Source organism: Acinetobacter sp. YH12255, assembly GCF_013417355.1.
Taxonomy (GTDB): domain Bacteria; phylum Pseudomonadota; class Gammaproteobacteria; order Pseudomonadales; family Moraxellaceae; genus Acinetobacter; species Acinetobacter pseudolwoffii.
Window position 1 is genome coordinate 13,532 of sequence record NZ_VPEC01000018.1, and the last position, 20,634, is coordinate 34,165.

The 20,634-nt window shown below is 43.4% G+C and carries 20 protein-coding genes; 7 read left to right on the plus strand and 13 right to left on the minus strand.

All coding sequences use genetic code 11. The features are described from left to right. Positions 1-6: 6 nt before the first annotated feature. A complete protein-coding gene (gene ppx / locus FTV30_RS09125) occupies positions 7-1,527 on the minus strand; it encodes an exopolyphosphatase (protein ID WP_074384073.1) in 1,521 nt (506 codons plus the stop codon). Positions 1,528-1,786: 259 nt separating this feature from the next. Here ppx and trxA point away from each other — a divergent pair, with 259 nt between their 5' ends. The 3 genes from trxA (at position 1,787) to FTV30_RS09140 (ending at position 4,394) form a co-directional block, all read left to right on the plus strand. Next, positions 1,787-2,113, plus strand: a complete 327-nt coding sequence (gene trxA, locus FTV30_RS09130) for a thioredoxin (RefSeq protein ID WP_004278266.1) — start codon at positions 1,787-1,789, stop codon at positions 2,111-2,113. 322 nt (positions 2,114-2,435) lie between these two features. Next, positions 2,436-3,704, plus strand: a complete 1,269-nt coding sequence (rho, locus tag FTV30_RS09135; protein WP_005095808.1) for a transcription termination factor Rho — start codon at positions 2,436-2,438, stop codon at positions 3,702-3,704. Between the two features lie 402 nt (positions 3,705-4,106). Next, entirely contained in the window at positions 4,107-4,394 is a 288-nt protein-coding gene (locus tag FTV30_RS09140) for a hypothetical protein (RefSeq protein WP_180001464.1), read from the plus strand. 102 nt (positions 4,395-4,496) lie between these two features. Here FTV30_RS09140 and FTV30_RS09145 read toward each other — a convergent pair whose 3' ends face one another. The 3 genes from FTV30_RS09145 to pheS all read right to left on the minus strand — a co-directional run bounded on the left by FTV30_RS09145 (position 4,497) and on the right by pheS (position 8,288). Further along, the gene (locus FTV30_RS09145; RefSeq protein ID WP_004783565.1) at positions 4,497-4,793 is read right to left on the minus strand and encodes an integration host factor subunit alpha; all 297 of its coding nucleotides are present in this window, start codon (positions 4,791-4,793) and stop codon (positions 4,497-4,499) included. Further along, a complete protein-coding gene (pheT, locus tag FTV30_RS09150) occupies positions 4,790-7,171 on the minus strand; it encodes a phenylalanine--tRNA ligase subunit beta (RefSeq protein ID WP_074384071.1) in 2,382 nt (793 codons plus the stop codon). The genes FTV30_RS09145 and pheT overlap by 4 nt, the downstream gene beginning before the upstream one ends. Before the next feature lie 136 nt (positions 7,172-7,307). Further along, the gene (gene pheS, locus FTV30_RS09155; protein ID WP_005095803.1) at positions 7,308-8,288 is read right to left on the minus strand and encodes a phenylalanine--tRNA ligase subunit alpha; all 981 of its coding nucleotides are present in this window, start codon (positions 8,286-8,288) and stop codon (positions 7,308-7,310) included. Between the two features lie 158 nt (positions 8,289-8,446). Between pheS and FTV30_RS09160 the strand changes: the two genes are divergently transcribed. Next, the gene (locus FTV30_RS09160) at positions 8,447-9,469 is read left to right on the plus strand and encodes a hypothetical protein (RefSeq protein WP_100534580.1); all 1,023 of its coding nucleotides are present in this window, start codon (positions 8,447-8,449) and stop codon (positions 9,467-9,469) included. 455 nt (positions 9,470-9,924) lie between these two features. Here the strand turns inward: FTV30_RS09160 and rplT are convergent, their stop codons facing one another. The 5 genes from rplT to FTV30_RS09185 form a co-directional block, all read right to left on the minus strand. After that, on the minus strand, positions 9,925-10,284 hold the full coding sequence (rplT, locus tag FTV30_RS09165; protein WP_005095799.1) for a 50S ribosomal protein L20: 360 nt from the start codon (positions 10,282-10,284) through the stop codon (positions 9,925-9,927). 11 nt (positions 10,285-10,295) lie between these two features. Beyond that, a complete protein-coding gene (rpmI, locus tag FTV30_RS09170; protein ID WP_004278281.1) occupies positions 10,296-10,490 on the minus strand; it encodes a 50S ribosomal protein L35 in 195 nt (64 codons plus the stop codon). A gap of 196 nt (positions 10,491-10,686) precedes the next feature. Then, positions 10,687-11,109, minus strand: coding sequence for a YqaA family protein (locus FTV30_RS09175; RefSeq protein ID WP_005095796.1), 423 nt, complete (start codon positions 11,107-11,109; stop codon positions 10,687-10,689). Between the two features lie 7 nt (positions 11,110-11,116). Continuing rightward, the gene (locus tag FTV30_RS09180) at positions 11,117-11,407 is read right to left on the minus strand and encodes a hypothetical protein (RefSeq protein WP_100329202.1); all 291 of its coding nucleotides are present in this window, start codon (positions 11,405-11,407) and stop codon (positions 11,117-11,119) included. 74 nt (positions 11,408-11,481) lie between these two features. Continuing rightward, complete coding sequence (locus FTV30_RS09185; RefSeq protein ID WP_100355717.1) at positions 11,482-12,102, minus strand: glutathione binding-like protein; 621 nt, start codon at positions 12,100-12,102, stop codon at positions 11,482-11,484. A gap of 281 nt (positions 12,103-12,383) precedes the next feature. Here FTV30_RS09185 and FTV30_RS09190 point away from each other — a divergent pair, with 281 nt between their 5' ends. After that, positions 12,384-12,839, plus strand: coding sequence for an Hsp20 family protein (locus FTV30_RS09190; protein WP_100355718.1), 456 nt, complete (start codon positions 12,384-12,386; stop codon positions 12,837-12,839). A 103-nt stretch (positions 12,840-12,942) separates the two neighbouring features. Beyond that, the gene (locus FTV30_RS09195) at positions 12,943-13,494 is read left to right on the plus strand and encodes a hypothetical protein (RefSeq protein WP_180001465.1); all 552 of its coding nucleotides are present in this window, start codon (positions 12,943-12,945) and stop codon (positions 13,492-13,494) included. Positions 13,495-13,537: 43 nt separating this feature from the next. Here the strand turns inward: FTV30_RS09195 and infC are convergent, their stop codons facing one another. From infC to FTV30_RS09215, 4 genes are all read right to left on the minus strand, one after another. Beyond that, positions 13,538-14,035, minus strand: coding sequence for a translation initiation factor IF-3 (infC, locus tag FTV30_RS09200; RefSeq protein WP_004647518.1), 498 nt, complete (start codon positions 14,033-14,035; stop codon positions 13,538-13,540). Positions 14,036-14,094: 59 nt separating this feature from the next. Further along, positions 14,095-16,017 carry a threonine--tRNA ligase gene (thrS, locus tag FTV30_RS09205; protein ID WP_005095787.1) on the minus strand — a complete coding sequence of 641 codons (1,923 nt, stop codon included), beginning with the start codon at positions 16,015-16,017 and terminating at the stop codon, positions 14,095-14,097. A 224-nt stretch (positions 16,018-16,241) separates the two neighbouring features. Beyond that, complete coding sequence (locus FTV30_RS09210; protein ID WP_180001466.1) at positions 16,242-17,411, minus strand: alanine racemase; 1,170 nt, start codon at positions 17,409-17,411, stop codon at positions 16,242-16,244. A gap of 12 nt (positions 17,412-17,423) precedes the next feature. Continuing rightward, entirely contained in the window at positions 17,424-18,707 is a 1,284-nt protein-coding gene (locus tag FTV30_RS09215) for a D-arabinono-1,4-lactone oxidase (protein WP_180001467.1), read from the minus strand. A 233-nt stretch (positions 18,708-18,940) separates the two neighbouring features. Here FTV30_RS09215 and FTV30_RS09220 point away from each other — a divergent pair, with 233 nt between their 5' ends. Next, positions 18,941-20,581, plus strand: coding sequence for an acyl-CoA synthetase (locus FTV30_RS09220; protein ID WP_180001468.1), 1,641 nt, complete (start codon positions 18,941-18,943; stop codon positions 20,579-20,581). The last annotated feature ends 53 nt before the right edge of the window (positions 20,582-20,634 follow it).

Consider the following 20,634-nt stretch of genomic DNA (forward strand, 5'->3'; position numbering starts at 1 on the left):
AAGGTATTAATTAACAAACTGTTCGGATTGAATCGAGAGTTCAATCTCCCAATTTTTAAATTGCTGCTGTTCATCATGCAGTTCAGCCACCAGCAATGGCCATTGTCGGGCATCACCAGACACGCTGAGCTGCCATTGTTGCGCATTTTCAACCTTAAGTTCAATGGCAGGAAGCATCTCATCACTACGACTGTGATTGACCAAAACCGACAGACGAAGCAGCAAACATAACCATAAAAGTTTCGATCCACCGACTTTCATCACATCATGCTTGGCATCAACGCGCAATTTGCGGCGATGGTGTGCGACCAAATGTGACAAATGATTTTGGTCGACTTGTGAGAAACCGGCAATATCCGAGTGTTGTAATAAATAGGCACCATGACGATGATAACCACTATGGCTGATCGCCAAACCAATCTCATGCAGATAGGCAGCACGACGTAACAGATCGCTATCCTCTATCGTCAGGCCCAGTTCATGTTCCACGTCATTAAACAGTTTTTGTGCAGTCTGGACCACACGCTCGGCCTGTTTGGCATCGGCATTATAACGACCAATCAGGGCATGTACGGAACGATCACGGATATCTTCATGCTTGAAACGGCCAAGCAAGTCATACATCACGCCTTCACGCAGCGCACCATCCGAATAAACCAGATGATTAATTCCGAGCACATCAAACACAGCATAGAGAATGGCAATCCCAGCCGGCAATACCGCGCGGCGGTCTTCTTTGAGACCTTCGAATTCCATATCCGAGACATATTTATATTTGAGCAGTTTGTCTTTGAGTTTTTCCAGGCCTTCACGAGTGAGCTGTTCTTTGTCATTGCTCCAGCCCATATTGATACAAATCTGACGACAGGCCTTGATCGTGCCACTGGAACCGACCACCGCATCCCAGCCGGCTTCTTTATAGGTATTGGCAATTCCGGAGATTTCTTTACGCGCCGCAGTAACCGCTTTATCAAAAGCTTTGGCACTGATCTCACCATCCTGAAAATAAGCCTTGGTAAAGGCGACACAGCCCATCTGCACCGATTCAGTATGAATCGGCTCGAACTCTTCACCAATAATCAGCTCAGTCGAACCGCCACCTATGTCAACCACCAGACGACGACCACTGTTGGCCATGGTATGCGAAACCCCGAGATAAATCAGACGGGCTTCTTCACGGCCGGCAATAATTTCGATTGGCTTGGGTAGAATTTCTGCAGCTTTTTGAATAAATTCATGCCCATTTTTGGCTTGACGCAAGGCATTGGTCGCCACAATCCGTAAACGATTTGGCTGAACTGCACCTAAACGTCCGACAAAACGTGCCAGACAGGCCAAACCACGTTGCTGTGCAGCTTCGGTTAAATTTTTATTTTCATCGAGTCCGGCGGCAAGCTGAACTTTTTCTGACATTGATGCCACTTTTTTAACTTCGCCATGATCTACACGTGCGATGGCCAAATGAAAGCTATTTGATCCCATATCGATGGCGGCAAGTAATTCTTCATCAATCAAAAAGTCAGACATTCCGGAAATAAACCTTTAACGAATTGTGCTTAGAGTAATTCACATGCATGCAATTTAAAAGCCATTTGTAGCGACAATTTGATGCATGATTCTTTTTATATCGGGAACAATAGTAGGACACGATCATCACTATCGTGATCATCCATTAGACAAAATAACATTAAGCATTGAAAATTTACAGATTCCCCTACATTGTTAAAGATGGCTATGTAATACTAATAATTAGTTATCTTTAAAATATTAATCTGGAGCACATTCCATGTCTGGCAACATCGTAAACACTACTGACGCAAACTTCGAAGCAGACGTTCTTCAATCAGACGTACCTGTACTGGTCGACTTCTGGGCGGGCTGGTGTGCACCATGTAAAGCAATTGCACCCGTACTAGAAGTGCTTGCTGATGAATACCAGGGCAAAGTTAAAATCGTGAAAGTTGACGTAACTTCTTGCGAACAAACTGCCGTAAATTTCAACATCCGTAATATCCCGGCTTTGTTGATGTTCAAAAATGGTGAAGTTGTTGCAACTCAAGTGGGTGCTGCGCCAAAATCTAAACTGACTGCGTTTATTGATGACAATATCTAAGCCCAGCATTTTCAGTAAAAAATACGCGACTGACAATCGCGTATTTTTTTCGGCTATAAATTGACAAAGCCGACATTTTCTCTTATATTTGCTACTCAAGAGATAAAGGATCTTAAATCCTGCCAATTTCTTACAAGACACATTACATAAGATGCCGCTCGGCAATAGAAATTGTTTTTCACATTTTTCTTTGAAACACTCAAACAGATCTCTGAATTGTTATTTTGCAAATTCAATTGCTTTCGTTTGAATGCTTGTATGCGGCCGAATGTTACTCCCTTTCTAACCTGTACCTCAGAACTTTGATTCTATCTGACCACCTATGAATTTAACCGAACTCAAGAAAAAACCGATTGGCGAACTCATCAAGATTGCCGAGTTTATGGGCCTTGAAGGTATGGCTCGTAACCGTAAGCAAGACATTATTTTTGCCATCTTAAAACGTCATGCAATGAATGGCGAAGAGATTTTTGGTGATGGCGTTCTAGAAATTTTGTCAGATGGTTTTGGCTTTTTACGCTCAGCCGCAGGTTCTTATTTAGCAGGCCCTGACGATATCTATGTCAGTCCTTCTCAAATTCGTCGTTTTAACCTACGTACTGGCGACACCATTACTGGCACTATTCGTCCACCAAAAGAAGGCGAACGTTATTTTGCCTTACTTAAAGTTAATCAGATTAACTACGACACCCCTGAAAATTCACGTAATAAAATCTTATTCGAAAACTTGACCCCATTGTTCCCGACTGAACAGCTGGTGATGGAACTCGGTAATGGTACCACTGAAGATTTAACCACACGTGTGATCGACTTGGTGGCACCGATTGGTAAAGGTCAACGTTCAATCATTGTGGCACCGCCAAAAGCCGGTAAAACCATGTTGCTGCAAAGTATTGCGCAATCGATTGTTCGTAATAACCCAGAAGCTATTCTGATTGTGCTTCTCATTGATGAACGTCCAGAAGAAGTCACCGAAATGGAACGTACCGTTCGCGGTGAAGTGGTTGCGTCGACCTTTGATGAATCACCTGCACGTCATGTTCAAGTCGCTGAAATGGTGATTGAAAAAGCCAAACGTCTGGTTGAGCACAAAAAAGATGTGGTGATTCTACTGGATTCGATTACCCGTCTGGCACGTGCGTATAACACGGTGATTCCTTCATCAGGCAAGGTTTTGACCGGTGGTGTAGATGCGCATGCATTAGAACGTCCTAAACGTTTCTTCGGTGCTGCACGTAATATTGAAGAAGGTGGTTCACTCACCATTATCTCTACTGCTCTGATTGAAACAGGCAGCAAGATGGATGAAGTGATCTACGAAGAATTCAAAGGTACAGGCAACCAGGAAATTACTCTGGATCGCCGTATTGCTGAAAAACGTGTCTTCCCTGCGATGAATATCAAGAAATCTGGTACTCGCCGTGAAGAACGCCTGATGTCAGAAGACAATCTGCGCAAAGTCTGGATTCTGCGTAAGCTGCTGCATACTCAAGATGAATTGGCAGCGATGGAGTTCTTACTGGATCGTATGAAAGAAACCAAGACCAATGATGACTTCTTTGATCAGATGAAACGCAAAGCCTCGAATTAAAATTTCAAATGAAAGGTCACCTAAGCGGTGGCCTTTTTTTAGGTTGACATAAATTACACAATGAAACAATCGAGCCTCATTTATGTAAACTTATTTTTAAGTTTTTGATTAATAAAATAATCAAATTAAAAATTGTATAACTTTTAAAAACTTAACAAGCCTTTCTCCAATCTAAATGTTTCATTCCATTGTTATTTTCTGTTAAAAACTTATGATTTTTTAGCATTTTTCAGTACTTTTTTGAGTCTTGCTAGTAGCAATTAAAAAGGCGCAGTGATAGCATATTTGCAGACCAGTTAGACTGCTCCTGCGTTGTTAGTCCCTAACACAATTAGGAACAATAAAAGCACTTAACAGACTAACTTAGGTTTTTTTTAATCTCAATTTTTAGAGAGTGATGCCATGTTATTCAAAAAAATCGCTATTGCTGCTGCAGTTGCTACTACTCTAGCTTTCGTTGGTTGTGCTAAAAAAGCTGACGACGCTGCTGCTGACGCTAACCAAGCTGCATCTGAAGCTGTAGAAGCTGCTTCTGAAGCTGAAGCTGCTGCTGACGCTGCTGCTGTAGAAGCTACTGACGTTGAAGCTTCTACTGAAGTTGACGCTGCTGCTGAAGCTGACGCTGCTGCTGCTGTTGCTGTTGACGCTGCTGCTGACGCTACTGCTGCTTCTGAAGCTGCTGCTCAATAATCTTTTAGATTATTCAGTACAAAAAAAGAGAGCCTTGAGCTCTCTTTTTTTTATTTTAAAAACTGAAATTTAGAAAAATAACAGAATTTAAAAAAAAGCAGATCAGTTGATCTGCTCATTTCCCACACGTTGACGGAACTTCTGTCCCGCACGGAAGGTCACCACACGGCGTGCAGAAATCGGAATTTCTTCACCCGTTTTAGGATTACGGCCTGGACGTTGACGCTTATCACGCAACTCGAAGTTACCAAAACCCGAAAGTTTTACTTGTTCGCCTGAGATCAGCGCTTGGCTGATCTCATCGAAAAACAACTCAACCATTTGTTTTGCTTCACGACGGTTTAAACTCGTGAGCTCACTTAAATGATCAGCCATTTCTGCTTTAGTTAGTGCTGTCATGAAGCCCTCAATGTCGCTTGGTAAGTGTTTTCTAACACTTGAAGGATATTATCCATACCTGATTTAATTTCAGCATCTTCCAGTGTACGGCTTGGATGCTGCCAGAGAAGTGCAAATGCCAGTGAGCGTTTCCCTTCTTCTACTCCTTGTCCAGTGTACACATCGAATAACCACGTCGAGTCTAAAAGCTCCCCACCTGTTTTTTCGATAAGTCCCTGAATTTCGCTAACATTAATCTTATCACTAATTAAAAGCGCAATATCACGTCGAACCGATGGAAAACGTGATAATTCTGTAAAATTAGATACATAAGTTTGCAAAACAGCCGTTTGATCCAATTCTGCCACCCAAGTCGTTGCCAGATCAAGCTCGTCTTCCAGAGAAGGATGTAGACGCCCTAGGTAACCAATTGATTGACCATTCACGAGAATTTCTGCGGATTGACCTGGGTGTAACCAGCTACGCTCTGAACGTACATATTCCACTTTGACACGGCCGGCAGCCAGAATTTCTTCTACATCACCTTTAAAGTCAAAGAAGTCCATTGCAGCAGGTTTAGCATGCCAAGATTCAACATGACGTGAACCGGTTGCAATCAGCGCAAAGGTTGGAATCTGTTTTAAATCATGAATGCTGCTGGCTTCCTGATAGTCAAAACGTAAACCCAGTTCAAAGAAGCGTACACGGCTTTGCTGACGGTTAACATTGTACTGAACACAAGGGATCAGACTAGACAACAAGGTAGAACGCATGACAGCCAAATCACTTGAAATTGGATTTGCTAATGCTAATGGATTCACACCGGAATTAAGTTGCTTTTCAAGCTTCAAGTCAGCGAAGCTAAAACTGATCGCCTCTTGATAGCCTAAAGTCACCGCCGTTTGACGTAATTGACCCAGTTCAAACTGATCCTGGTATTTGGCCAACTTCACATCAATCACAGGCAGACTGATTTGAATGTTGTCATAGCCATGAATACGTGCAACTTCTTCAATCAAATCCTGATAAATCACCATATCATAACGATGTGATGGCGGAACTACAGACCATTCGCCTTCTGCTTTTACCATCACCGTGCAACCAAGGCGTGTCAAGGCATCAGTAATAAAATCGCTTTCAACTTTATAACCTAATAACTGATCGACTTGAGCTTGGTTTAATTCAATCGCATCACGTTTTGGCAGAAGTTCAGCTTTTTCCGCCACGGTGATTGGTCCAAATTCACCGCCAGCCAGCTCAGAAATAAGCTGAGATGCACGGTGCATTGCAATTAATGGCAATTCAAAGTCCACACCACGTTCATAACGTTGTGAGGCATCCGTATGTAAACCAAAGCTACGGGCACGACCGGCAATATGTAATGGTGCGAAGAAAGCAGATTCCAGGAAAATTTCAGTGGTTGCATCACTGACTGCTGAAGACAGGCCACCCATGATACCGGCAATCGCCAATGCTTTTTCGTCATCCGCAATCACCATCACGTTGTCAGAAAGCTCAACGTCTTGCTCGTTTAAAAGCACAAGTTTTTCGTCCGCAGTGGCTTGACGTACATGGACTGCGCCTTGCACTTTAGCAGCATCAAATGCATGTAGCGGTTGACCCAGCTCCATCAAGACATAGTTGGTAATATCGACCAGAATACTGTGCTGACGAATACCTGAACGTGCTAATGCGCGTTCCATCCATACAGGAGTCGCTGCCTTGGTATTGACGTTTTTGATCACACGACCTAAGTAACGTGGACAGCCTTCAGTGCTGACTACAACCTGCTTTTCATCAGCAATGGTTGCAGTCACTTCTTTAATTTCAGGCGCAGTCACTGGCAATTGGTTAATCACACCAATTTCACGTGCGATCCCGCGAATGCTGAAACAGTCACCACGGTTCGGCGTGATACTGATGTCAATCACATTGTCATCAAGATCCAGATATTCACGAATGTTGACACCCACAGCTGCGTCGTCTGGTAGCTCTAACAGACCGTCAATTTTATCTTCGAGATCAATCTCAGAAGCGCCGCACAGCATCCCTTGAGACTCAATACCACGTAGCTTGCCTTTCTTGATTTTGAAATCACCCGGCAATACCGCACCAATGGTTGCTACAGGCGCTTTCATGCCTGCACGTACGTTTGGCGCGCCACAGACGATTTGTAATGGCTCAGCTGTACCGATATTCACAGTGGTCACACGTAAACGGTCTGCATCCGGATGCTGTTCTACTGTCAGAACTTCACCAACCACTACGCCTGTAAATGCTTTTGCTGCAGGAGCAAGTTCATCAACTTCAAGACCCAACATGGTCAATTGATCAGAAAGCTTGTCGCTATCGATGGCTGGGTTGACCCATGTGCGTAGCCAATTTTCGCTAATTTTCATTGATATAAAACCTGTAATTCAAATCTCTAGAATCCCCCTCTGACTCCCCCTTTTCTAAGGGGGAGAACCCCATTTATTTCGTGGAGTCCCTCTCCTTTCTTAAAGGAGAGGTTAGGAGAGGATTAAATAAAAAGTTTTAAGCAAACTGGCGTAAGAAACGCACATCATTCTGGAAGAACATACGTAAGTCGTTCACACCGTAGCGCAACATCGCAAAACGTTCTACGCCCAGTCCGAAAGCAAAGCCTTTGTATTTCTCAGGGTCAATGCCGGCAGCTTGTAGCACATTTGGATGCACCATACCGCAGCCCAAAACTTCTAACCAGCGACCGCGTTCATCCATGATATCCACTTCAGCACTCGGCTCAGTGAACGGGAAATAAGATGGACGGAAGCGTACTTTCAAATCTTTTTCGAAGAATTCATTCAGCAGGTTAATCAACAAACCTTTCAGTTCTGCGAAGCTGGTATTTTCAGCCACATACAAACCTTCGATCTGATGGAACATTGGCGAATGGGTTTGATCCGAGTCACAACGATAGACACGGCCCGGACACACGATCTGGATCGGTGGCTGTTGTGTTTCCATCGTACGGATCTGTACACCAGACGTATGCGTACGTAGCAAATGATTTACATCGAAGTAAAAGGTGTCATGCATGGCACGCGCCGGGTGATGCCCCGGAATATTCAGCGCTTCAAAGTTATGATAGTCATCTTCAACTTCAGGACCAGTGGCCACCGTAAAACCGGCTTTGGTAAAGAACTGACAAATACGCTCTTGTACCTGGGTCACAGGGTGGATACTGCCCACCTGTTGACCACGACCTGGCAAGGTAATATCAATGGTTTCGCTTGCCAATTTTTGTTCTAACGCCGCTTTATGCAGTTCAGCTTGACGTGATGTTAATGCAGCGGTAATGGCTTCGCGTACAGCATGGATTTGTGCACCGAAGACTTTACGTTGTTCAGGATCCATTTTACCAAGCGACTTAGATTGTTCCGCGAGCTGGCTTTTTTTCCCCGTAAATTGCACTCGTACTTGATCAAGTGCAGCAAGGTCTTCTGCTGCTGCAATCGCAGCGAGCGCTTCAGTGGTCAGGGCTTCCAGTGACATAGTAACTCTCAAAGCAACAGGTTAAAAAATATTTTAAAACCCCACATTCTAACAGTTTTTAGACACTTTGATGAAGATACGTTTTAAGGAAAATTAGATTGGCATGATTAAATATAAAAAGTATAAGATAAACACAATATCAATCAGATCAAATCACTATGGCACTCGATCAAATTTGGAAACAGCAGCTGACCTTGGTCACTTATGGCAATGAGTATCTGACTCAGGACCTGAGTTTCAATCGTTGGATTCAACATTCCATTTTTAATCAGCATCAGTTTGCCTTCCGGGATCTGATGTCACAGCACCTATTGGCCCAGCATTTTCAGATTTGGCTGGAAGGACTTAAAAAACAAGGGGTTCGCCGACTAAGCTTGCATCGCTCGGATTTACTGGTTGATGAAAAAAATCCGAATGCCAATGTCGAGCTGCTACCTCTGGCGCATTTTATCGTCAGCCATGGTGCCAAAGCCAAAACTGCCTGGATTATTGGCAAAGAATTGCCGGAATGGTATAGCGCAGACAATGATTACGAAGCGCCTAAATCGCAGCAATCCCCTTTACGTCATGAAACATTCTGGTGTTATGAGCTGAATCCCAAACTGGCCAAGCGTATTGACACAGATCTGGAAGCACCGAACTGGGATGATATTCAGGCTTATACCAATTATGAGTTATTTGAAAGCAGCCTAGCTCAAGATTTTATAGAACCGGCGTATACCAATCTTCCATACTACGGCACGATACCGGCAATTCAGGCAGATACAGAAAGTCATTTGGCCCTGATTCCAACCGACTATTCAGCTGATTATGCGCATCAGACTTTATACCGGCTAGATGCCTTAAATGAGTTTATTCAAACTAAAATTCAACATCCCTATACGTCAGATGGTGAAGTCCTGAGCCCAGATCAGCAGCTCAATTTACGCCACTTTTCACAAAAAATTGATGATTTAAGTGCCAAATTCATCAGCAAAGTTGCCAACCACTATAAAACTGCACAGCTCACCCCAAAAGTTGCGCCTGACCCATTTGTGGGTATGAGTACCGAACACCGTTCGCCCAAAATATCTAAAGCGGAAAAACCTCAAGATCCGGGCAAATCTAATTCTGCAAATGTACTGACCTTGATTGTGATTACCGTGATTATCTGTCTGATTGGCTACTATTTTGGTCTTTAAGATTTCAGCAAGAAAATATTAACTTCTTGGATAAAACTTAGCCGAATCCAGTGGATATATTGATATTCGACAGCAGAGATGAGCTTGAAATAATGCTGTCGGTTTTCGCGATGAGTTTTGATCATTCATCAAACAATTGAATCTCAACTCAACCAGGGTTTGATATTTTTTCGATTATTTGAATTTAACCGCAATTATTTTTTACTCAGCGCTCGAGATAATGCTCTTTTTATTGCTCAGTAAAGATGGGAATAAAAGGTTAAATTCAAGCAGATTACAGTATTAGTTTCAGCCCATTTTTCTGAAATAGTATCGGTGTCGTTATTCGCAAACTTAACTTTTTTTAGTCTGATCGATGGGCGACCATATTTCACGAAAATCGCGCATTAGCTATTTCCCATTTTTCAGGCAAAAAAAGACCGCCAAATGACGGTCTTTTTTCAAGTCATAAAGACTTATGCAGCCAACGCATCTTTTGCTTTTTGAGCAATCGCAGCAAACGCAACTGCGTCATGCATAGCGATGTCAGCAAGAACGCGACGGTCAATGATTACTTGAGCTTTTTTCAAGCCAGAAATCATGCGGCTGTATGACAAACCGTTTTGACGTGCACCAGCATTGATACGTGCAATCCACAAAGCGCGGAATTGACGTTTCTTCTGACGACGGTCACGGTATGCATATTGACCAGCTTTGATTACCGCCTGGAACGCTACGCGGTAAACGCGTGAACGAGCACCATAGTAACCTTTAGCGCGAGCAAGAATTTTTTTGTGACGGCGATGAGCCTGTACACCACGTTTTACACGAGCCATTTATAATCTCCTTAGATGTACGGGCACATACGACGAACTGAAGCAACGTCACTTACGTGAACCATTACACAGCCGCGCAATTGACGAATACGCTTAGCAGATTTTTTGGTCAAAATGTGGCGTTTGAACGCTTGTTTACGCTTAAAACCGTTAGCAGTCGCTTTAAAGCGTTTAGCTGCACCACGGCGAGTTTTCATCTTAGGCATAACAACCTCTTTTGAACACCTGTTCGGCTCGTTTGCACCATTACAAAACGACCTGCAGGTAAGGGAGCGAGTATTCTAAAGCATCTTTGTTTAAAACAAAAGCATCTTCATCCAATAAGCGAATTTAAACAGGATGGTTTTATGATTTCACTTTAAAAATAGTGCGCAAAACAGAATCAGAAAAATCGCTTCAGGTTTAGAACAGGGCAAAAGCCGCATAAATAAACAGATAACGTCCAATTTTCGCCAGGCTGACAATGAGTAAAAATCGGGCAAAGTTTTCTTTCAGTAGTCCTGCAATTAAAGTAATGGGATCTCCAATAATAGGCACCCAGCTCAGCAGCAAAGACCAATAGCCATATTTCTGATATATCATTTGTGCCTTGAGCATCTTGTCTTCTGACACCGGAAACCATTTTTTATTTTTATAATGCTCGATTTTGAGCCCCAGATACCAGTTGACACAGGAACCCAGAATATTCCCCAGACTGGCCACGGCAATTAACAGTGCCACACTATGGCTTGCCTGTACCAAAAGACCAAGCAGCACAGCTTCAGACTGTAAAGGCAGTAATGTCGCTGCACCGAAGGCTGATAGAAAGAGCAGAAACAGGCTCATGCCAGTATTAACGGCTTAAACGCAGTTTTTTCTTGGCTTTGCTATATTCCCAGCTGGACCACAGTACTGCTGCCACCATTGCCATGATCCGTCCCCATTTATACTGCTGGGTAATGGGTTCAATCGCTGCACGCAAAATCTGCTGATCTTTGGTATTGAGAGCAGCAATTACCTGATCAATATGTACAATTTCAGCAATATAAAGTACTAAACATGCAGCAATACCGAAGAGAATACTCCAGTAAATTCGGGTATTGCTTTCAACAATCTTGGTAAAATTCAGAAGAAAATCGTTCATATATCCATCCAATAAAAAACCACCTTAAGGGTGGCTTTATTTATTTAAGGCTATTTTAGCATAAAGGCTGCAGCTTAACTGACCTGTATAGCAAGCGCTTTCTGAACTGCAGGACGTGCATTCAAGCGATCGATATATTTAGCCACTTCAGGATAATCTGCCAGGTTAATCTGCTGCCAGTCGTGTCGCAACAACCACGGGAATATCGCCATATCGGCAATCGAGTATTCACCAGCCACATAATCCTGCCCGACCAGCTGCTTGTTTAGCACGCCATACAGACGTTTGCTTTCATTGACATAACGCTCGGTGGCATAGGCGATACGCTCAGGCGCAAAACGGCTAAAGTGATGATTTTGCCCAAGCATCGGGCCTAGTCCACCCATTTGCCACATCAGCCATTGTTCTACCTGAATACGTTTGATTTCATCTGTCGGATAGAACATGCCGGTTTTACGACCTAAATACTGCAAAATCGCACCCGATTCAAAGATTGAAATCGGCTGGCCATCTGGCCCTTCCTGATCGACCATCGCCGGAATTTTATTGTTAGGAGAAATAGCCAGAAAGTCAGACTGGAACTGGTCATTTTCCAGAATATTAATCGGAAAAATTTGATACTTCAGCCCCATTTCTTCCAAAGCAATGCTAATTTTATGGCCATTGGGGGTGCCCCAATAATATAAATCGATCATTTTTTTAATACTCCCTGCACTTTATCTATGCCATGATGCATTCAACATAGAGGATTCAGCCAGAAACAACAAGTCTGTATTTTAAAAATATTTTTATATAAATATCATTATCTTAATAAAAATTCATGTATTTTTTTATTTTTTATCTTGAAAATTTTTACAGCAGACACATATTTATTTGTGCATAAGGATTGCGTCAATCTTATGTACTGTCGATGTCTGACATGACAGATCTTATTTTCTTGTTTTTATAACTTTGCTTAATCGAGAAGGTTCTAATCATGAGCAACTTAAATCTTCATCCTCTGTTTCGTCGTAGTATCGGTTTTGATCGCTTGAATGACTTTATTGACTATGCCATGCAAAGTGATGCGCCGAATTATCCCCCGTATAATATCGAAAAGCATGGCGAAAATAATTATCGGATTGTGGTCGCAACTGCGGGTTTCCGTCAAGAAGAACTCGACATTCGTCTGGAAAATAAGTTACTGACCATTTTAGGTAAGCCTGAAAACCAGAACAATGACCATACCGAATTCTTGCACAAAGGCATTGCACGACGTACATTTAAATTGTCTTTGCGTCTGGATGAATATATTGAAGTACAACAGGCAGATTATGAAAATGGTCTATTGATCATTGACTTGCAACGTATCATTCCAGAAGAGAAATTGCCGCGCCAAATTCCGATTGGCAATAAACTGCTGATCGAAAATGATGAAAAATCAGTTGAATAAGCTGGATTTGACTTAAAAGAAGGGCCCAAAAGGGCCTTTCTTTTTGACTCCAGATTATCTAAGCTCATTAAAATAATACGCTTTATGATCATAAAAATAAGCTATGAACGCGTCAGAAAAAATCTTGTTTCATCAGAGTAGTCCGATCATGCGCGCTATCGGATATTTACTACTCTGTTATCCGGTTGGCATATTCAGCATTTTTTATTTAAGCAGTCTGCGTAGCAATTCCAGCTTTCTGCAAGGATTGTTATTTTTATGGCAGGAATCGCCTGGCTTTTATGTTTATATCGGCGGCTTTCTTGGTTTTTCGTTGCTCATGCTGGGAACCAAACTAAAAATAACGTCTCAGGCAATTTATTATACTTTGGCCGGTTTCCGGATCAGCCTCTGCTTAAAACGGCACTCGGTACACTATAGCTTTCTGAATCCGCGATACGATTCTCTCAAAGCCCATCTCAAGCGCTGGCTGAGTAGAACTCCAGCGCATGTCATCAGTCAACGCGATGGCACGCTAGATTTTAGATTATGCCAGCCTGGTCTGATCAACCAAATCTGTCTCGGGTTTTTCCGGATTCAATTGTCAATGTTTTCCCGGCAACAGGCTCAACAGATTATGCAGGCCATACAAACTGCCTGGAATTTTAGGGCATAAAAAAAGCCCTGCATCTGCAGGGCTTTGTTCGCTTCATGAGTGCTTACTTTTTCTTTTTAGGACCAAGCAGCATACCCATTTGACGGCCTTCCATTTTCGGCATCTGTTCAACAGTACCGAATTCAGCCACGTCAGCTTCAATTTTTTGCAATTGAGCCAGACCCAACTGTTGGTGCGCCATTTCACGGCCACGGAAACGAAGGGTGATTTTCACCTTGTTACCTTCTTCAAGGAACTTGATGATTGCACGTAGTTTTACGTTGTAATCACCAACATCAGTACCCGGGCGTAGCTTGATTTCTTTCACCTGGACTTGATGTTGTTTTTTCTTCGCTTCTTTCTGCTTTTGCTTAAGATCAAACAAATGCTTGTTGAAGTCCATGATCTTACATACTGGTGGCTCAGCATTGGCTACGATCTCGACAAGATCAAGTTCCACACTTTCTGCTGCGCGCAGGGCTTCAGCTAAGCTTACAATCCCTTTTTGCTCACCATTTTCGTCTACAAGACGGACTTCTTTCGCACGAATTTCATCATTCAAGGCAGGACGGTTTGATTTGTTACCGCCCTGTTGATTACGGTCAGGCTGTTTAATCGCTGTTACTCCACAATGTACCGGCCGCGTTCGGCAACGGCTGCTTTTACTAGGTCAACGAAAGCATCGATTGACATAGTACCCAAATTTTTTCCTGAGCGGGTACGGACGTTTACTGTACCTTCTTCAACTTCACGGTCCCCAAGTACCAGTAAGTAAGGAATACGCTCTAAAGTACGTTCACGAATCTTAAAGCCGATTTTCTCATTTCTCAAGTCAGAAATTGCACGAATACCGTTTTCTTTAAGTTTTGCGACAACTGACTCACATGCTTCTGCCTGAGAATCGGTAATATTCATCACACACGCTTGCATCGGCGCCAACCAAGGTGGCATGAAACCTGCGTAGTGTTCAATCAGTATACCAATAAAACGTTCAAAACTGCCAAGAATTGCACGATGTAACATTACTGGCTGATCGCGGTCGTTATCTTCTGTGACATAAGACGCATCTAAACGTTCTGGCAAGTTAAAGTCACACTGAATGGTACCACACTGCCAGACACGCCCCAGACAGTCTTTCAGAGAGAATTCAATCTTTGGACCATAGAATGCACCCTCGCCCGGCTGAAGCTCCCATTCAAGACCCGCAGCATCTAAAGCATCTGCTAAAGATTTTTCAGCCATATCCCAAAGTTTGTCATCACCGACACGTTTTTCAGGACGTGTTGATAATTTCATTTGTACTTCTTCGAAGCCAAAATCTTTGTATACGTCGAGTGTCAATTTGATAAAGTCTGCAACTTCAGGCCCAATCTGTTCTTTGGTACAGAAGATATGCGCATCATCTTGGGTAAAGCCACGTACACGCATAATGCCGTGTAAAGAACCTGATGGCTCGTTACGGTGACATGAACCAAATTCTGCCAGACGTACCGGAAGATCACGGTATGATTTTAAACCCTGGTTGAACACTTGTACGTGACAAGGACAGTTCATTGGTTTAACCGCGTAGTTACGGTTTTCAGAATGCGTGGTGAACATGTTGTCTGCATAGTTGGCAGCATGTCCTGATTTTTCCCACAGCGTGAAATCAACCACTTGCGGGGTACGGATTTCTTCATAGCCGTTGTCTTGCTGAACTTTACGCATGTATTGTTCAAGTACCTGGTAAATGGTCCAGCCGTTCGGATGCCAGAACACCATACCCGGTGCTTCTTCTTGCATATGGAACAAGTCTAGCGCTTTACCAATTTTACGGTGATCGCGTTTTTCTGCTTCTTCAATACGTTTTACATAAGCTGCAAGCTGTTTCTTGTCTGCCCACGCTGTACCATAAATACGTTGTAATTGTTCGTTTTTCGCATCACCGCGCCAGTAAGCGCCCGAGATTTTAGTCAGCTTGAACGATTTTAAGAATTTGGTATTTGGAACGTGCGGACCACGGCACATATCCAAGTAATCTTGATGGTAGTACAAGCCCATTTGTGTTTCTTCAGGCATGTCGTTGATCAAGCGTAATTTGTATTCTTCGCCACGCGCTGTGAATTCTGCAATCACTTCGTCACGCGGGGTCATTTTTTTCACAACATCATAGTCTTGATCGATGAGCTTTTTCATACGCTCTTCGATGGCTGCCATGTCGTCTAATGTGAATGGACGTGGCATCCAGATGTCATAGTAGAAACCTTCTTCAATGACAGGACCAATGACCATCTTTGCTTCTGGGAACAGTTGCTTAACCGCATGACCCACCAAATGCGCGCAAGAGTGACGAATAATTTCGACACCGGCTTCGTCTTTAGGCGTAATAATTTGTAAGGTTGCATCTTCAGTGATGAGATCAGACGCATCCACTAAACGGTCGTTTACACGACCAGCAACGGTATTTTTTGCAAGACCAGGACCAATGCTGAGTGCAACGTCCATCACAGATACGGCTTGATCAAACTGTTTTTGATCGCCATTTGGCAAAGTGATAATTGGCATAAGAAATCCTTAAGGAGTGATGCCCCGTACCATGGAGCATGTCACCGCGAGATTATGATCGAGGAAAACCTCAAAAGATAAAAACGGTGGATAAATAAAATCGATTCGAATTTTACACGGCTTGGCCGCATGATTAAACCTTTTCCCCAATAAAAATCAGATTTACCCCCAAATCTTTCCCTGATCTTTAAAGACTTAGGCTCATCTCTTAATTCAAAATGTGGTTATTCCCGGAAAGTCTGCCACTCAATAAATGTTCTCTCACGATAAACATAGAGCTGGGCAAATTGCGGAATGATGGCTTCACTTTGTGTCGGCCTTAAAAACACATAATCATCGACATGAATATTGCATTGCCTAGGTACCTGAAGCATTTCCTGATTACTACTGCGACCATACAACAGATGCGGCCGGCTTTTTTCAGGATAAATATAATCTGCCTGCCAATAGCCACCATAGATAAACAGTGCTTTATGCCGATGCGGCAAATGATTCAGCATTTCCAGACCCGGAATCTGGCTATAAGACAATACCTTTAAAATCGGTGTGGCAATCCAGAGCGCACATTTTAAAACGGATAAATTGTCCAGATCGAAGTCACTGGGTTTGAGCAGCATCGAGCCAAAAGCCAGATCATTACAGACACTCTGCTGGCAGTGCTGCATAAAGGTCGGACTGCCACCACCGTTAAAACACAAATCTGCCCGCCATAAATCGGGGAATTGCTGCTGAATAGTATTTTTATATTGTTGATAAATCTGCTGCGATTGCTGATAACTTTTTTCGGGGCTTTTCAAAATATTCGGCAATTTGGCGACATGTGCATCATAGCCCATCAACCCTGAAAGCCTGAGAGCGTCGGGATATTGCTGAATGAGTTTGAGTAAGGCTATTAACTGTTGCTGACTACTCACCCCACCACGATGTAAGCCGACATCAATTTCAATATTGATATTTAACTGAAGATTAGATTCTTGAGCGAATTGCAGATATTGCTTCAAGCGCTTTATGTCATCGATCAGCCATTGAATATTGCTTTGATCATTTGCTTTATTTTGTTCAGGAACGTTTTGATAAAAACCTTGTACCGCATGAATTGGCATCGGTTTACCCAGCAAGATATCAGCCTGTTCAAATGCTCTCATCATTTCTAAAAGATGGGGTAAATGAAATACCATAAATCGTCGGGTATTCAGCTTTTCACTGGCCAGTTTGAGTAGCTGGATACTGGCTAGAGACTTCACCACCAGACGCGGCTTGAGCTGCGCAGGGATTTTTGCCTGTACAATCTCCAGATTCTGCTGATATTGAGCCAGATCCAGAATCAGTTGCGGTGTACCAGTTCCCTGCTGCTGCAAATCTCGGGTCAGTTGCTGAAAATACTTCGATTGCATAATTCGCTCCTGCTATTCAGACAAAAATAACTGCTGTAAATGCGGATTCAGCCATTTTTGCTGCGGATCCAGTTGCTGGCGCAATCTCATAAAATCATCCCATTTTGGGTAAAGATCACACAGCGAAGCGGCTGTCATGCTGTGCAACTTTCCCCAATGTGGCCGTCCCTGATACTTCTGAAAAATCGGCTCGACCAGATCGAAAATAGCTCGGCAATCCTGTTTATAAAACTGATGAATCGAAATCGAAACCGAATCACGCTGATAAAAAGGACTCAGCCATATCTCATCGGCTTTGACATAACGAAACTCGACTGGAAAGAACATCGGCACTCGATGTTTGCGTAAAACACGCAGAACCTCGTCCAGACACTGCAAGCCGGAATCGACCGGAAGCTGATATTCCATTTCGTTAAATCTGGTCTGACGCGGAGTCGGAAAAATCCGGGATGACCAATCCACATAACAACTCGGTTTAACAAAAACACCCAATAATTTTTGCAGATAAGGATTAGATGCAGGAATAAATCGGGTCAATTCAGAACACAAAGTCAATAACGCATCTTCAGATGGCCAGTTCTCCTGCCTTGGCTGAATTTCATCATTCGTTTCATCCAGGGTTTTTAGCATGACCTGATCAGAATGAAGAAAAGCCCAAAATTCAATATGCCGGTGCTGATGTTTCCATTGATCGATATGCGCAAATACTTCTTTTAATGGACACAGCCGAATCTGTTCTTTTAATTTATAGCGCGGACGATTTTGCAGGGTAATTTTGGTCAATATCCCCAGACTACCTAACGCCACACGCCCCGCTTGGAAGATGTCCGCATTTTGCTGACGATCACATTGCAACAGCTCTCCATCTGCAGTCAGCAATTCAAAACCGTCCACAAAAGCAGATAAACAGGGTAAATCGATGCCGGTGCCATGCGTTCCCGTGGAAATCGCTCCCGCCAGACTTTGCTGATCAATATCACCCTGATTGGGTAAAGCTTGATTGATCGGGGCAAGATATTCACCTAAATCATATAAACGCGTACCAGCGTGCACGGTACATTGAACTTTTGCCTCATCCAAAGCCACCACACCTTTTAAATGATCGAGATGAAGCAGCACATCATTGGTTTTAGCCAAAGCACTAAATGAATGCCCCGCACCTACTGCACGAATCTTTGCCTGTGACTTCACCAAACCTTGTAATTCGCTTATTTCTCTGGGCTGAAAAACTTGAGGAGCGCTGTGCTGACTCCCTGACCAGTTTCGCCAGACTGCATTCGCCTGTTGTATTTTCATTATTATTCTCTGGCTCATATTATTTTACTGACTCAATTAGAGTAAAATACCTAAAAAATCAAATATGGGAACCCACGGGTTCAAAAAAATCAAATAGGGCTAAATATTTTAATTAATATTCAATGACTTAAAATTTATATTAATTTACTCGACTAAAGCATAAATGCAAGATTTCGAAGAAGTGCATATCTTTTCAAAAGGATATGAAAATAACGATACAACGGAGTTTTACCATGGTTAGCGCATACGATGAATTACCGCGTACCCCCGCAAATTTTGTAGCCTTGTCACCTTTACGCTATCTAGATCGTGCAGCTTATATCTATCCGAATCAAAATGCGATTATTCATGGTCAGCGCCGCATTACCTGGCGTGAGAAATACAATCGCTGCCGTCAGTTTGCCAACCAACTCCAAAAATTAGGCATCGGTAAAAATGATACCGTGTCTGTCCTGCTGCCTAACGTCCCTGCCATGATTGAAGCGCACTTTGCTGTGCCGATGGCAGGTGCGGTACTCAATACCTTAAATACCCGTCTGGATGCCAAGACGCTCGCCTTTATGCTGGAACATGCTGAAAGCAAAGTCTTATTGGTCGACCCTGAATTTACAGCGCTTGCGACCGAAGCACTGGCGCTGGTTTCACAAGAGATCTATGTGATTGATGTGGCCGATGCAGAGTTTGAAGGTGAAGACAGCCGTATTGGTCAAATCGAATATGAAGACTGGATTGCCCAAGGCGATGCAAATTTTGACTGGCATTTGCCTCAAGATGAATGGGATGCCATCAGCTTAAGTTACACCTCTGGCACCACGGGTAATCCGAAAGGTGTGGTCTATCATCACCGCGGTGCCTACATTAATGCCGCCAGTAATATCATTGCTTGTGGCATGATGCCGCGTGCCACCTATTTATGGACACTGCCACTGTTCCACTGTAATGGCTGGTGCTTTGCATGGACTATGGCGGCCAACGGCGGAACCAACGTCTGCCTGCGTAAAGTCGATGCCGAACTGATTTTCAAACTAATTGCTGAACATAAAGTCGATTACTTCTGTGGCGCACCGATTGTCCTGTCAATGCTGATCAATACGCCTGAAGAGAAAAAGACCAAAATTGACCATCGTGTCGAAGTCATGGTGGCGGGTGCTGCCCCGCCGGCTGCAATTATTGAAGGCATGCGTAATATCGGAATTAACGTGACACATGTCTATGGCTTGACTGAAACCTACGGCCCTTCTGCGCTCTGTGCATCACAGGCCGGCTGGAGTGATTTGTCTATTCAGGAACAGGCACAACTGCACTCTCGTCAAGGCGTCCCATATCCATTGCAAGATGGCATGAAAGTGCTTGATCCGGATACCATGCAGGAAGTGCCGCATGATGGTCAGACCATGGGTGAAATCATGTTCCGTGGCAATATCGTGATGAAAGGTTATCTGAAAAATCCTGAGGCGACAGAAGAAGCCTTTGCCGGTGGCTGGTTCCATACGGGAGATCTGGCAGTTTGCCAACCGGATGGCTATGCCAAAATTACCGACCGCTCCAAAGACGTGATTATTTCCGGCGGAGAAAATATTTCATCGCTTGAAGTGGAAGAAGTACTGTATCAGCATCCGGCGGTGCTGACTGCTGCAGTAGTCGCCAAGCCTGATCCACGCTGGCAGGAAGTTCCTTGTGCCTTTATCGAACTCAAAGAAGGAATGACAGCTTCGGAAGAAGAAATTATGGAATTCTGCCGTGAACATCTGGCCCGCTTTAAAGTGCCTAAGGATGTGGTGATTACCGAAATTCCAAAAACTTCGACCGGCAAACTGCAGAAATTTGTTTTACGTGAATGGGCCAAAGAGCGCGCGCAAGGTGAGTTTTCTTAACTCCAGACAAGCAGGTTCCCGCAAAATCTGTCCAATAAAAATCGTACCAAGAA

What these genes read in the sequence shown, in the direction of transcription:
- ppx (WP_074384073.1), bottom strand. Translation starts at nt 1,527, where the DNA reads ATGTCTGACTTTTTGATTGATGAAGAATTACTTGCCGCCATCGATATG.
- trxA (WP_004278266.1), top strand. Translation starts at nt 1,787, where the DNA reads ATGTCTGGCAACATCGTAAACACTACTGACGCAAACTTCGAAGCAGAC.
- rho (WP_005095808.1), top strand. Translation starts at nt 2,436, where the DNA reads ATGAATTTAACCGAACTCAAGAAAAAACCGATTGGCGAACTCATCAAG.
- FTV30_RS09140 (WP_180001464.1), top strand. Translation starts at nt 4,107, where the DNA reads ATGTTATTCAAAAAAATCGCTATTGCTGCTGCAGTTGCTACTACTCTA.
- FTV30_RS09145 (WP_004783565.1), bottom strand. Translation starts at nt 4,793, where the DNA reads ATGACAGCACTAACTAAAGCAGAAATGGCTGATCATTTAAGTGAGCTC.
- pheT (WP_074384071.1), bottom strand. Translation starts at nt 7,171, where the DNA reads ATGAAAATTAGCGAAAATTGGCTACGCACATGGGTCAACCCAGCCATC.
- pheS (WP_005095803.1), bottom strand. Translation starts at nt 8,288, where the DNA reads ATGTCACTGGAAGCCCTGACCACTGAAGCGCTCGCTGCGATTGCAGCA.
- FTV30_RS09160 (WP_100534580.1), top strand. Translation starts at nt 8,447, where the DNA reads ATGGCACTCGATCAAATTTGGAAACAGCAGCTGACCTTGGTCACTTAT.
- rplT (WP_005095799.1), bottom strand. Translation starts at nt 10,284, where the DNA reads ATGGCTCGTGTAAAACGTGGTGTACAGGCTCATCGCCGTCACAAAAAA.
- rpmI (WP_004278281.1), bottom strand. Translation starts at nt 10,490, where the DNA reads ATGCCTAAGATGAAAACTCGCCGTGGTGCAGCTAAACGCTTTAAAGCG.
- FTV30_RS09175 (WP_005095796.1), bottom strand. Translation starts at nt 11,109, where the DNA reads ATGAGCCTGTTTCTGCTCTTTCTATCAGCCTTCGGTGCAGCGACATTA.
- FTV30_RS09180 (WP_100329202.1), bottom strand. Translation starts at nt 11,407, where the DNA reads ATGAACGATTTTCTTCTGAATTTTACCAAGATTGTTGAAAGCAATACC.
- FTV30_RS09185 (WP_100355717.1), bottom strand. Translation starts at nt 12,102, where the DNA reads ATGATCGATTTATATTATTGGGGCACCCCCAATGGCCATAAAATTAGC.
- FTV30_RS09190 (WP_100355718.1), top strand. Translation starts at nt 12,384, where the DNA reads ATGAGCAACTTAAATCTTCATCCTCTGTTTCGTCGTAGTATCGGTTTT.
- FTV30_RS09195 (WP_180001465.1), top strand. Translation starts at nt 12,943, where the DNA reads ATGAACGCGTCAGAAAAAATCTTGTTTCATCAGAGTAGTCCGATCATG.
- thrS (WP_005095787.1), bottom strand. Translation starts at nt 16,017, where the DNA reads ATGCCAATTATCACTTTGCCAAATGGCGATCAAAAACAGTTTGATCAA.
- FTV30_RS09210 (WP_180001466.1), bottom strand. Translation starts at nt 17,411, where the DNA reads ATGCAATCGAAGTATTTTCAGCAACTGACCCGAGATTTGCAGCAGCAG.
- FTV30_RS09215 (WP_180001467.1), bottom strand. Translation starts at nt 18,707, where the DNA reads ATGAAAATACAACAGGCGAATGCAGTCTGGCGAAACTGGTCAGGGAGT.
- FTV30_RS09220 (WP_180001468.1), top strand. Translation starts at nt 18,941, where the DNA reads ATGGTTAGCGCATACGATGAATTACCGCGTACCCCCGCAAATTTTGTA.